Here is a 12,477-nt window from a genome sequence, read left to right as displayed (position 1 = left end):
TCAACAGATACTGCACAGTGACTTTAAAGACACTTCAAGCTAGATTCGATCCGACAGCAAACGCTCCGAATGGCCCCTGCGCGGGAAAACCAGGTGAAGCTGACGGTTTCGGTCCCCCCGAGCCTGCACGTGCTGCTGCGCAGCTGGGCTCAATGTGAGGGGCGCGAACTCACCAGCGTTGTTCTCCAATGCGTGGAGCTGTCCGTCCGGCAGCTGAAGAGCAACGGTTCCATCCCTGCCAGCGCTGTGACCAGTTACGAACGGGCCTGCGAAGAACGCCTGGCCGCCGCCAACGTTGCACCATGACCCTCAACAGCGCGCAGCTGGATCAGCTTGATCCCGCCAACATCGAACAAGCTTTACTGGCGCCCTGCATGGATGCCGTGATCGCCGTCACCGAGCGTTATCAATTTCTGGAAAACCACCGCGGCGCCAGGGTTTTCACCGCTTACAGGGAAGTCGACCACGTTCTGCAACTGGGCTTCCACGACGACCTCACCCTCCAAGCCCGCAAGGAACTTCGGGAGCGTGGTTTCCAGCTCATGGAAGCCCGCGAGGGCACCAAGCGAGAGCATCGACTGCTCCTGCTCACCCTCAAAGAAATCGGCTTTGGCCATCACTACGGAGAGGGCTTCTATCAGGCCTCTCGCAGCCTGGTGAGGCACCTGCGCAACCTGGGCTGGCCCTTAGGAACGTTGACCAGCACCCTCAACAACTCACGCAGCAACCCGGAAGGATCAGCCAACTAAGCGAATCCCAGCTGATCGCAGGCAGGACAAAGCCTTTCGCTCAGAATTCAATGCCGGCCTCAGGACCGATCTCGCCATCAGGCCAGTCATCGGCGATGCCCTCCACCACAGGCTGATCCGTGGGAATCGGACCAGAACTGGGCTGCGATCCATCGATGCAACCATCCGGCGTGGTGAATCCACTGGAGAAGGCTTCGCAATTCACCAGACCCTGCTCAGCCCGAGCAGGCAGCAGCCAGGCCAGCAAAAGGGCAACCAACACAAGCCGAAGCGGATGGTGCATGGTTCAGCAGCAGTTCTCCAGAGTCTGGCGACCATCACCAGGGTGTGGGTTGCGTGCGTGTTTCCAATCCAGCCCAGCGTTGCAATGCATCCCAGGCACGCACACGCTGTTCAATCCAGGCGTGGCCGAAACCATTGAGATGAATGCCATCGGGTTCTATCCACTGCAGACAGTCGGGATCCGCCCGCATCGCACCATGCAGAGCCAGGAAAGGCACGTCCACCTCCAGGCAGGCGTCCTCAATCTGGGCTTCGTGCACCGCCACGTCCTGGTTGCCGTACCAGAGGCAACCCGCAAAGGGCATGGCCTGTTCATCCACTGGCGTCAGTCCCAGCACAAACACCGAAGCCCGCGGCTGAATCGCCCGTAGGAGCTGTTCAAACCCGAAGCGAAACGCCTCAGCATCCAAAGGTTGACGGCCATCGGGACGACCGACTCGCGCGGTGTCGTTGAGACCCACCGCCAGCAGGATCGCTTCCGGTTGTTGACGCCGCAGTTCACCACGACACGTCCATTCCCGCTCCCAGCGTGCTGACACCGCCTCGAGGCCATCACCGCGCACGCCGAGGCCATAGATCAGCGGAGCATCAGGAAGCTCCATCCAGTGCCGACGCAGCCGTTCGCACCAACCGCCGCCTTCGCGATCCCCCCAGCCGACAACCCCGCTGTCGCCGATCACTACAAGTTGCCGGGGAGCCCGCATCGATGTGTCGCTGCTTTAAAGGGATGGGCTCAGCTTTGCAGCCAGTGCTGCCGGGAACCATCACTGAGCACTTCACCGAAGAGGGTGATCAGGGCGTAACTGACCAGCAGCAGTAAGACGGCAGCCCAATGGAAGGAGCTGAGCGACTCGAGCAGCTGCCATCCCAGTCCACTGCCACCGATGAGACCAACCACGACGGTTTCGCGCAGGATCACATCACTGCGATAGGCCCCGTAGGCGAGGTGGGACGGACTGCGTGGACTGAGCACGCCATACAGCCAACTAACCCGTGTTGATGCACCGCTGCTGCGCATGGCGATGCGAGCGGCATCGTCCTGCTGATCCAATCCCTCCTGCAGCAATCGCCCCATCACCCCGGCGTTGTGCAGGCCCAGGGCCAGGGCACCGATGGCCAGCGTCGGGCGGTTGCTCAGCAGCAGAAGCAGCACAGTGAGCGGCGGTGGGATCAAGCGCAGAAGACTCCAGAGCGCCCCCAGGCAAGACCGCCACAGCCGACTGGTCGACAGCAGCAGCACCAGCGGCGGCAAACCGATGGCGATACCGGCCGCCAGCACGGTGAGCAACAGCGTTTCCCAGATCATCGGCATCCAAGGCAGCTCCTGCGCGGCCTCCAGCAGAGCGCGGCCATCCGGCCAGATCACCGGCATCCAGAGGAGAGGGCCGGCCTCAGGGAACAGGTGCGCCAACCAGAGGCCACCGACCATCACAGCCATCAACACCAGCGCAACAAAACCCAGCACCTGCCGCTGCGCCAATCGCGCCTGACCGCTGTGCAGTCGCCACAGGCGCAATCCCTGCTCGAGGGCAATGCTCACCAGGGCCAGCAGCCAGAGCCCCGTCCAGAGCTCGTGAAAACGCAGTGATTTGAGACTGAGCTCAAGATCGGTTCCGAGTCCACCAAGACCAAACACCCCCAGCAGCGTGGCGCTGCGCAGGGCACACTCCAACCGGTAGCCGCCGTAGCTCATCAACACGCCACCCATGGCCGGAGCAAAGGCGGTGAAACAGGCCGAGAGTGGCGACGCACCAGCCTGAAGCAGAGCCTCCAGTTTGGAAGAATCCAGGCTCTGCAACTGATCGCGCCAGACGCGCGCCACGAGGGCGGCATAGGGAATGGTGATCGCTGCGACGGCCACCCAGGGATGCAGTCCAAACACCTGCAGCAGCAGCAACCCCCAGATCAGTTCATGCACCGAACGCGGCAATGCCAGGAGCCGCCTTAACAGCACTGCTGGCAAGCCCGGCCAGCGGAACGTGAGCCAGAGACGCTCTGAACTCAAGCACCCCAGAACCACGCCGATCAGCAGACTGCAGCCCCAGCCTGTGAGCGCCGTGGCCAAGGTCACCTGCAGTGCCCTAAGCAAAGACCCAATCAGGACTGGATCCAGGGAGGGCCGGACGGCACCGATCAAGAAGGCTGCCCAGATCTCGCCACCGCCGCCATGAACGGCCTGAAGCACAACGATCAGCACCGGAACCAGCGCCAGAGCCGGCAACAGGGCCAGGGCCGGGGCCGTCGGCCGAAGCGCCCGGATCATGAGGCGTACAGGGCTTTGAGGTCTTCGGTCGACACCATCGCGGCCGATGCATCGATCACAAGGGCTCCATCGCGGAGTCCGAGCACACGATCAAACCGGTCGATCAGCTCAGGGCGATGCAACGACACCACGACGGCCTCAGCGCCGCTGCACAGCCCTCCATCCAGGTCGCACGCCAGCAACCGTTCAAGCACTTCAGCGGCAATGGCCGGATCCAGGCTGGCCAATGGTTCATCCGCGAGCATCAACGCCGGCTGTTGGCGGAACAGACGTGCCAACGCCACCCTTTGACGTTGACCACCCGAGAGCTGCCGCACAGGACGATCCAGGGCCTGATCCCCCAGCAGAGCCTCCTCCAGTCCGGCCTGCCGCAGGCAGTGACGGCTGGCATCGGTGCCAATTCGAAACAGCAGATTGGCCAGAGCCCAGCCCAGGCGATGACGTGCCAAGGCACCGGCATTGACGTTCTGACCAATGCTGAGTTCATCGATCAGACGCAGGTCCTGCCAGAGCGTGCCGATCTCAGCCCGTTGGCGACGGGTCAGACTTGGCAACGGCACTCCCCTGAAGCGCACCTGACCGGTCTGAGGCCTCAGGCTGCCGTTGATCACGGCTAGCAGGGAACTCTTGCCCGCACCACTGCGACCGAGCAGGGCGACCCGGTCTCCAGCCTGGAGCTGGAGAGACAGGGACCTCAGCCGATCCCCGTGGGGTCCGGCGAGCTGAACCTGCTCCAGCTCCAAAAGCGATGTCACCGGATCTTGCCCAGTTCGCGGCCCACCCGTTCGATCGGTTCGTACTGGCTGGCCTCCGCAGGGATGAAACGCTTGGCGGCGAAGAGCTCCAAGATCGTGGTTTGGCGGGGCGTGGTGGGTTGAATCGCCAGGATCGCCTGACGCAGGCGACCGGTGAAGCCAGCCCCAAAACTTTGGTCCAGATTGGGACGCACCACCCAGTGGTAATCGACGTATTCCGGGGTGCGCCAGATCACCTCCACCTTCTCGGTGTTGACCCGGCCGTCGTTCACCGCCGAGGTCCACACCTGCTCATTGAGGGCGCCAGCTTCATAAGCACCGCTCTGCACCACGGCGATGGTGGCGTCGTGACTGCCGCTGAATCCAGCCCGGCCACCACTGAACTGACTAGGGGTCACCCCCACTTTGGCCAAAAAATGTTGCGGCATCAGCCGGCCTGAGGTGGAACTCTCCGAACCAAAAGAGAAACGCTTGCCGCGCAGGCTGGTCAGGCCATTGATGGAGGTGATGGGCTGCAGACCAGAATTGGTGTTGGCGATGAAAACACTTCGGAAACGGGCGTCGATGTCGCGCTGGGCCAGCACCTGAGCGCCGGGTGTCTGCAGACGCGCCTGCACGCCGGTAAGGCCTCCGAACCAGGCCAGGTCCAAACCACCGCTGCGGAAGGCACTCACGGCCGCCGGGTAGTTGCTGACGGGCACGTAACGCACCTTGACGTCGAGGCGTTCGCTCAGCTCATCGGCCAGCTGGCCATACAGACGATTCAGACGCTCGGGGTTTTGATCAGGGATGGCTCCCACCTTGAGAGTGGGTTGAGCAACCACGGGAAGGACCGTTACCCCTTGGCAAAGCAAAACAGCCAGCAGGGCAACGGCCCGACGTTCTCGTGTCGGCATCGATTAGCAAATCAAGAGGAATGAACACGGATCGCCCGCTCAGCCTGCAGGTAATAGGCGTGCGAGTCGAGCCAATCCATCTGTGATCGTCTCACGCGAGACAGCACAGGACAGCCGAACGCAGCGGTCATCGCCGAAAGCTCCACCCGGAACAATGGCCAGACCCTCCTGCTCCAAAGCGGTTTGGCAGAACGTCATCGAACCCGGGCAGCCTTCGGGCAGCTGGGGGAAGGCATAAAACGCCCCACTGGGCGGAGTCAGCGTGATCCCGGGCATGGCCTGCAGGCCCTCAGTGAGCAGACGCCGGCGGGCGTTGTAACTCGCCGCCATCTCCTGCACACAGGTCCGTGAACCCTCGATCGCCGCGAGGGCGCCGCGCTGGGCGAAGCTGCAAACGTTGCTGGTGCTCTGACTCTGCAGAGCCGACGCCGCCTGGATCACCGATGCATGGCCGCTGAGGTAACCAAGCCGCCAGCCCGTCATGGCCCAGCCCTTGGCAAAACCATTGACCAGAAAACAGCGATCCTTCAGATCAGGTGCCACCGCAGCAAAACTGTGGTGGGTCACACGATCATCCAAGAGGTATTCGTAGATCTCATCGGCCATCACCAGCAGGCGCGGATGACGACGCACCAGCTCGGCGAGGGCTTTCAGTTCCTCGAGGGTGAGCACCCTGCCGGTGGGGTTGCCCGGTGAATTGATCACCAAAAGACGGCTGGCCGGGGTGATCGCCGCTTCAAGGGCTTCAAGATCCAAGGCGAAGCCGCTTTCAGCCGAAGAGGGCACCGGCACGGGTCGGGCTTGCGCCAGCCGTGCCATCTCGGGGTAACTCAGCCAGTAGGGCGAAGGAATGATCACCTCATCGCCGGGGTTGAGGAGAATCTGGAAAAGGTTGTAGATGGCCTGCTTGCCACCGTTGGTCACCATCACCTCGGCGGCCGTGGTGGGAATGCCGTTCTCAGCGCTGAGCTTGCGGGCAATGGCCTCCCGCAGTTCAGGGTCTCCGGCAGCGGGTCCGTAACGGGTGAGGCCGTCGCGCAAGGCCTGAATGGAAGCCTCAACAATGAAGTGAGGGGTCCCGAAATCAGGCTCACCGGCACTCAGACTGCAGATGTCCCGACCGTCCAGTTTCAGAGCCTTGGCCCGGGCACTGATGGCCAGCGTGAGCGAAGGCTGCAGGGCTTCTGCTCGGCTGGACAGGGATGGCGGGCGGGACATCGGCGCGGCAACCCTCCGGTGGGTGCGCAAATACGAGCTTCAACATCCTGCCTGATGTGGTGTCCCAGACCACCAAGAGCGCAGCGAGACCTTGGGCTTCGAGACAATGCAACCCGACGAACGAAGTGTGATGGCTGCTGAGGTGACGTCGCTGAGCTGGATCCTGGCGTCCCGACAGCCACGCCAACTGGCCGGGTTTTATGCCGAGCTGCTGAACACCAGCGTTCGCTCGGGACTGGCCGACCATCACTGGATCGTGCCGCTGAAGCCAAGCGGCACTTTGCAGATCTATACCCCTTCCCGCAGCCGCCCCTGGCCAACGTCAGGCTCCGTGCTGGCGCCATGTTTGCAGCGACAAGTGGATGCCGATCCGCTGGCGGCCTTGACCCGCTGGCAGGAGCAGGTGATGGCGCTGGGAGGACGAAGCACGGAATCTCCGCGGCGGGAGCCGTTTGGCGCCGAGTGCTGGATGGAGGATCCCGAGGGGCAGCGGTTTCTGCTGCTGGTGCTTCCCAGTCGACCCGGCACACACGACAAGCCATGACATCGCCGATCTCCGCTGAACTCCAGGCCTTGGAGCTTTGCTGCGCCGAGTGCCGCCACTGCGGGCTGGCGGAGAAACGCCAACAGGTGGTGGTGGGTCGCGGTAATCCCGAGGCACGCCTGATGCTGATCGGTGAAGCCCCGGGGGCTGAGGAGGACGCCCGCGGCCTGCCCTTCGTGGGACGGTCAGGGCAACTGCTCAGCGGCCTCATCGCTGAAGCCGGACTGGATGAAGAACAGGACCTCTACATCTGCAATGTGATCAAGTGCCGGCCGCCGGGAAATCGCAAACCGACGGCGCAGGAAATCGACCAGTGCCGGCCTTGGCTTGAGCAGCAAATGACATTGATCAAACCGCCGCTGGTGCTGCTGGCCGGTGCCACGGCTCTTCGGGCGTTGCTGGGGATCCGCAGCGGCATCAGTCAACGTCGTGGGCAATGGCATGACCAGGACCAACGGTCCTTCATGCCGGTGTTCCATCCCTCCTATTTACTGCGTTTCCGCTCCCGCGAGCCCGGCAGTCCCCAGGACCTCACCCTGCAGGACCTCAAGGAAGCCAGGCGTCGTCTATGCCGCGAACGTCCGTCACTGCGGTGACGGCTATGCGAGGGTTTGGCTGAGATTCCAAGCGATCCATGACCGGCACCCTGGCCAGCACGACCGAGACCGGCAGTGACGTTGCCAGCAACTCCCGTTACGACACGGTGATTCACCGTCGTCAGACGCGCACGGTGATGGTGGGTGATGTGCCGATCGGCAGCGAGCATCCGGTGGTGGTGCAGTCGATGATCAATGAGGACACCCTCGACATCGAAGGGTCGGTTGCGGGGATTCGCAGGCTGGTGGACGCCGGCTGCGAGATCGTGCGGGTGACGACGCCTTCGATGGCCCACGCCAAGGCCATGGGCAAGATCCGATCCAGCTTGCGCGAGCAGGGGTGCACCGTGCCGCTCGTGGCCGACGTGCACCACAACGGCATCAAGATCGCGCTGGAGGTGGTCAAGCATGTCGACAAGGTGCGGATCAATCCCGGCCTGTTCGTCTTCGAAACCGCTGATCCCAACCGCCAGGATTTCAGCAAGGAGGAGTTCGACGCCATCGGCGAACGCATCAAGGAAACGTTCGCCCCGCTGGTGGAAGCCCTCAAGCGGGAAAACAAGGCCCTGCGCATCGGCGTGAATCACGGGTCGCTGGCCGAGCGGATGCTGTTCACTTATGGCGACACGCCCGAGGGGATGGTCGAATCGGCCATGGAGTTCGTGCGCATCTGCGATGAACTCGACTTCCACAACATCGTGATCTCGATGAAAGCCTCCAGAGCACCCGTGATGCTGGCGGCCTATCGCCTCATGGCCGACACTCTCGACAAGGAGGGATTCAACTATCCGCTGCACCTCGGCGTGACGGAAGCTGGCGACGGTGACTATGGCCGCATCAAAAGCACCGCAGGCATCGCCACCCTGCTCGCCGAAGGGTTGGGCGACACCATCCGCGTGTCGCTGACAGAGGCACCAGAGAAGGAGATCCCCGTCTGTTATTCGATCCTTCAGGCCATCGGCCTGCGCAAGACGATGGTCGAATACGTGGCCTGTCCGAGCTGCGGTCGCACTTTGTTTAATCTTGAGGAGGTGCTGAATCAGGTTCGAAACGCCACCTCGCATCTCTCCGGTTTGGACATCGCCGTGATGGGCTGCATCGTCAACGGCCCCGGCGAAATGGCTGATGCCGACTACGGTTACGTGGGCAAGGGCCCTGGGACCATCGCTCTTTACCGAGGTCGGGAAGAGATTCGCAAAGTGCCTGAAGCCGAAGGGGTCAACGCCTTGGTTCAGCTGATTAAGGACGACGGACGCTGGGTGGACCCCGCTTGATCTCGTTAATCTGAGACATCGGTCCTGAAGGCCATCCATGCCCACCGTCACCCCCCGCTCTGGACGTTCCCGTCATCGGGGGCTGCTGATGATCCTTGGGGCGGGAGGACTGACGGCAGCCGTGGCCGTGGCAGCCCCTGGTCTTGGGTTGCCCAGCACCTCCAATTCGTCGATCACCAACAGTCCCAAGGAGGTGATTGATCAGGTTTGGCAGATCGTTTACCGCGATTACCTCGATTCAACCGGCAAGTATTCCGTCGAGAGCTGGACCCGTCTGCGCAAGGACCTGCTCTCCAGGAGCTATGCCGGACCAGATGAATCCTATGAAGCGATCCGAGGCATGCTCGCCAGCCTCGATGACCCTTACACCCGTTTCCTCGACCCGAAAGAGTTCAAGGAGATGCAGATCGACACCTCTGGAGAACTCAGCGGTGTCGGCATACAAATCTCCCTTGACGAAGACACCAAGGAAATTCTGGTGGTGTCGCCGATTGAAGGCACGCCGGCGTCGAGGGCTGGCGTTCAGCCCAAAGATGTGATCGTCACGATCGATGGTGAGTCCACCAGAGGGATGACCACCGAGGATGCGGTGAAGTTGATCCGGGGCCAGGAAGGCACCGAGGTGATCCTCGGTCTACGCCGCAAGGGGGAAGTGGTGAACGTGCCCCTCGAGCGGGCGCGGATTGAGATCCAGGCTGTTGACAGTCGACTAAACACGTCCAAGAACGGCTTCAAGATCGGTTACATCCGGCTGAAGCAGTTCAACGCCAATGCCTCCAGAGAGATGCGGATGGCCATCCGCGAACTCGAGGCCGAAGGTGCTCAGGGCTATGTGCTCGACCTGCGCAGCAACCCTGGAGGTCTGCTGGAAGCCAGCATCGACATTGCGCGCCAGTGGCTAAATGAGGGCACCATCGTCAGCACCAAAACGCGCGATGGCATTCAGGATGTGCGCCGGGCCACGGGCAGTGCACTGACGGATCGCCCCGTTGTGGTGCTGGTGAATGAAGGGTCAGCCAGTGCCAGTGAGATCCTGTCCGGGGCCCTGCAGGACAATGAGCGCGCCGTGCTGGTGGGTCAGAAGACCTTTGGCAAGGGACTCGTGCAATCCGTGCGTGGGCTTTCCGATGGCTCCGGCCTGACCGTGACCATCGCGCAGTATTTGACCCCCAAGGGCACCGATATTCACAAGAACGGCATCCTCCCGGATGTGCCCGTCGAACTGAGCGAAAGGGAAATCCGCACGCTCACCCTTGAACAGCTCGGCACCAGCAAAGACAGCCAATACCGCGCGGCAGAAACGACCTTGCTGAAAGCCCTGCGATCCCCGGAACGCGGCCAGGCCTATCAGCCTGGCTCAGCCAACCTGCAGTCGGCGCTTCAGCCATAGGGGAGACAAGCCCAACCCTTCCTGTTTGTTCAAGGCACAGCCGGGGAGATCACACCGATGACCCTGCGACCTCCCACGGAGCGGACCATTGGATCCACAAAACCACCATGAGCCAAGCATGCCGACAAGTTGTGCATGTTTGCGCTCTATGAATCAGCGATCCTCCACAGGAGGAATGGTGCATCACCCTTCTGCATCAAAACTGGATCTCAGTTCCATTCGCAACAGAAAAACCGCACACTGAGAACCGACATCGATGCCAAGCTTAAGCAGATATAGGTCGTGAATCCCTTGAAAATGACAAACGAGCGCATCACTGCTAGCAATGCATGGAGTGGTCGCCACGCAGTATGCCTAACGAACAATTCCAAGCATTCCTTCAAGCAGCGAAATCTGATCCAAATCTTCAAAAAGCACTCAAAGCAGCCACCAAGAGCGAGGAGGTGATCACACTGGCCCGAAAGGCTGGTTTCACGATTGAAGCTGATTGTATGGCAACACAATCATCCCTCTCCGATGAAGAATTGGAAGGCATTGATGGTGGCAACTGCGTGACACCAACCTGGTTCAATATCTGATCGTAATATCAACAGTGAAGGGGCTCAAATCATCATCAAGAAACAGAACCATTATCGGCCTTGATAAAACATCCTTTCCGAGTACAAGCCACAGACAATTAGAGATATCCACACGGAAATTCCTCGTCAATCGAAATTGATCATACTTGTAGCTCTAAGCAATAAAATCACTCAACGAATTCGAAACTTCTTCGAAACACGACACGACCGATTGGGCCGGGTCAAAAAATCCTTTCGTCAAAGCCTGGCCGGACCGTTTGACTTCCGGGCAAGTCAACAGCGAACCAATCCCGTCGCAGATATACATTTTTTCTGTAGCTGCGGACTGTTCGCATTTGAGATGCATACCTTAGGCATTGATTACGGCACAACCATGGCCTCTGAAGGTGGTGACAAGACAGAAAGATTCATTGCAGCAGCAAGAGCCCGGGCGCATGCTGCGTTAGACGACAAGATCCCCAAATTGACTGCTCTCGAAAAAGGGATGCTGGAATCAATGCAACGGGGAGGAAGGCCCGTCAGACACCACAGAAAGCTGAACGGATAACGGACTAGCGACTCCGCCTATCCGACACCTTGGGCGGGCAGGCATAGACGTTGAGAGGCTTGCCGGCGTCGGTGGTGATTCCGCCAACAAAAAGGCAACCAGCCTCAGGAGGCGGGACTCGTACTCCAATGTGGGTGGTGTAGTCCTGAGGGACAGCGGCCGAGCCTCGAGCATGGATGGCGAATGCGAGTGCAAAGGCTGCAAAAGAGAGCACTGCAACGACGACAAGGCGCATTCTTTCCTACTCGACTGCCCTGGATTCTGAATCAACAATCCGTGATGTGCGGATGGCACGTCCGAAGTCACCAGAACGCTCAAGTGGTGACTGCTCACACAACCTCGCTTGGTGATCTCAATTTGTACGATGAATTCAACAGTGAATCAAGGTCTGAATGGTCTTCATCGTTCCCTTGACCATGACGGCGATTCGGTTCCATTGTTCATCTGCAACATCCAATGCAATTCGTTGACTGGCTCTGGCTGATTCACCCAGCACTCGCTGTTGTGGTTGTGTATCCCCTTCTTGGCATGGTGTTGCGGGCAGCGCGACAAACACGTGACCAACGGGTGTTGAAACAGACATTCCCAGCAGCAGTCGGAAAAAATCACGCCGATCTTGGAACATGGCTAACCACGACCGTGACAGGAATCGTTCTTTTTGCTGAAGTCGTCGTGATCACCACAGTCAATCCCTTGGCCGAATTTTCCGGCGGACCAGGACGTCTTTTTCAATTATTCCTGGTCTTGGTCGGTAGCATCGTCGCTTTCCTTGCCCTCCTAAACGTTCGTAAACTCATCTATCGCTCTACCTTCGCACTGTTGTGCTGGATCGGAATCCTGACGCTTGGAATGCAACCGGAAGTGTTTCGTCGCAGTGATAATCCACTGGATCCTGAGTTCTGGCAGTCCCATTACTGGAGTGGAATCGTACTCACCGGCTTGATGCTGATATCACTGGCGATGCGCTATGCAATTTACAGAAACATACGCTGGCGTCGCCTCCATTTAAGCCTCAATATTTTCGCAGCACTGATCTTTGTCGTACAGGGGATCAGCGGTCCACGTGATTTACTCGAAATCCCGCTGAGTTGGCAGAAATCCACGATTTACAGCTGTAACTTTGACAACCGAACCTGCCCCCAACCCTCCGATCAGGCATCACCGTTACCACAAACACCATGAAACGCCGTTTTTGGCTTGTCATGGTGCTTGCATTGTTGATCCTTCATTATCTGCATTGGAGGATCACTGCAACACTCAACCTCAGCGGGCCTTGGATCAGCACATTCAGTGTTGTGGTGTTCGTCGCAGAACTCTGGCTTCTAGGTCACTGGCTTTTGCTGCTGTTCTTGAGCTTGGCGCCACAGAGGTCATCGCCACTCAAT

Annotated in this window: 14 protein-coding genes; 8 read left to right on the top strand and 6 right to left on the bottom strand. The window is 60.0% G+C overall.

What is annotated here, in order from left to right; genetic code table 11:
* Positions 1-69: 69 nt before the first annotated feature.
* Positions 70-306: a hypothetical protein gene (locus SynA1560_RS06660; protein WP_186470832.1), complete on the top strand. Its 237-nt coding sequence runs from the start codon at positions 70-72 to the stop codon at positions 304-306.
* Entirely contained in the window at positions 303-749 is a 447-nt protein-coding gene (locus SynA1560_RS06655; protein ID WP_186501485.1) for a hypothetical protein, read from the top strand. The genes SynA1560_RS06660 and SynA1560_RS06655 overlap by 4 nt, the downstream gene beginning before the upstream one ends.
* A 40-nt stretch (positions 750-789) precedes the next feature.
* Here SynA1560_RS06655 and SynA1560_RS06650 read toward each other — a convergent pair whose 3' ends face one another.
* The 6 genes from SynA1560_RS06650 to SynA1560_RS06625 are packed head-to-tail and all read right to left on the bottom strand — an operon-like array spanning position 790 to position 6,163.
* A complete protein-coding gene (locus SynA1560_RS06650; RefSeq protein ID WP_255477105.1) occupies positions 790-1,032 on the bottom strand; it encodes a hypothetical protein in 243 nt (80 codons plus the stop codon).
* Positions 1,033-1,066: 34 nt separating this feature from the next.
* The gene (locus SynA1560_RS06645; RefSeq protein ID WP_186470829.1) at positions 1,067-1,735 is read right to left on the bottom strand and encodes a GDSL-type esterase/lipase family protein; all 669 of its coding nucleotides are present in this window, start codon (positions 1,733-1,735) and stop codon (positions 1,067-1,069) included.
* Between the two features lie 29 nt (positions 1,736-1,764).
* Positions 1,765-3,294 (bottom strand): PhnE/PtxC family ABC transporter permease, encoded by a 1,530-nt coding sequence (locus SynA1560_RS06640; protein WP_370523198.1) that lies wholly within the window; start codon positions 3,292-3,294, stop codon positions 1,765-1,767.
* Positions 3,291-4,049 carry an ATP-binding cassette domain-containing protein gene (locus tag SynA1560_RS06635; protein ID WP_186470828.1) on the bottom strand — a complete coding sequence of 253 codons (759 nt, stop codon included), beginning with the start codon at positions 4,047-4,049 and terminating at the stop codon, positions 3,291-3,293. The genes SynA1560_RS06640 and SynA1560_RS06635 overlap by 4 nt, the downstream gene beginning before the upstream one ends.
* Positions 4,046-4,945 (bottom strand): putative selenate ABC transporter substrate-binding protein, encoded by a 900-nt coding sequence (locus tag SynA1560_RS06630; protein ID WP_186470827.1) that lies wholly within the window; start codon positions 4,943-4,945, stop codon positions 4,046-4,048. The genes SynA1560_RS06635 and SynA1560_RS06630 overlap by 4 nt, the downstream gene beginning before the upstream one ends.
* 39 nt (positions 4,946-4,984) lie before the next feature.
* A complete protein-coding gene (locus tag SynA1560_RS06625; protein WP_186501484.1) occupies positions 4,985-6,163 on the bottom strand; it encodes a pyridoxal phosphate-dependent aminotransferase in 1,179 nt (392 codons plus the stop codon).
* 130 nt (positions 6,164-6,293) lie between these two features.
* On the opposite strand from SynA1560_RS06625, the gene SynA1560_RS06620 reads away from it, so the two are divergent.
* The 6 genes from SynA1560_RS06620 (at position 6,294) to SynA1560_RS06595 (ending at position 12,274) form a co-directional block, all read left to right on the top strand.
* Positions 6,294-6,707, top strand: a complete 414-nt coding sequence (locus SynA1560_RS06620; protein WP_186470825.1) for a VOC family protein — start codon at positions 6,294-6,296, stop codon at positions 6,705-6,707.
* Entirely contained in the window at positions 6,704-7,303 is a 600-nt protein-coding gene (locus tag SynA1560_RS06615; RefSeq protein ID WP_186501483.1) for a uracil-DNA glycosylase, read from the top strand. The genes SynA1560_RS06620 and SynA1560_RS06615 overlap by 4 nt, the downstream gene beginning before the upstream one ends.
* A 38-nt stretch (positions 7,304-7,341) precedes the next feature.
* The gene (gene ispG / locus SynA1560_RS06610) at positions 7,342-8,577 is read left to right on the top strand and encodes a (E)-4-hydroxy-3-methylbut-2-enyl-diphosphate synthase (RefSeq protein ID WP_186470823.1); all 1,236 of its coding nucleotides are present in this window, start codon (positions 7,342-7,344) and stop codon (positions 8,575-8,577) included.
* 37 nt (positions 8,578-8,614) lie between these two features.
* Positions 8,615-9,967: a S41 family peptidase gene (locus SynA1560_RS06605; RefSeq protein WP_186470822.1), complete on the top strand. Its 1,353-nt coding sequence runs from the start codon at positions 8,615-8,617 to the stop codon at positions 9,965-9,967.
* A 350-nt stretch (positions 9,968-10,317) separates the two neighbouring features.
* Entirely contained in the window at positions 10,318-10,545 is a 228-nt protein-coding gene (locus SynA1560_RS06600; RefSeq protein WP_186501482.1) for a Nif11-like leader peptide family natural product precursor, read from the top strand.
* Positions 10,546-11,548: 1,003 nt separating this feature from the next.
* Entirely contained in the window at positions 11,549-12,274 is a 726-nt protein-coding gene (locus SynA1560_RS06595) for a DUF4079 domain-containing protein (protein WP_186501481.1), read from the top strand.
* Positions 12,275-12,477: the final 203 nt, after the last annotated feature.

Origin of the sequence: Synechococcus sp. A15-60, from assembly GCF_014280095.1 — a bacterium.
Classification (GTDB): Bacteria; Cyanobacteriota; Cyanobacteriia; order PCC-6307; family Cyanobiaceae; genus Synechococcus_C.
Note: the sequence above shows the minus strand (reverse complement) of the source record. Positions and strands in the feature narration are given on the sequence as shown.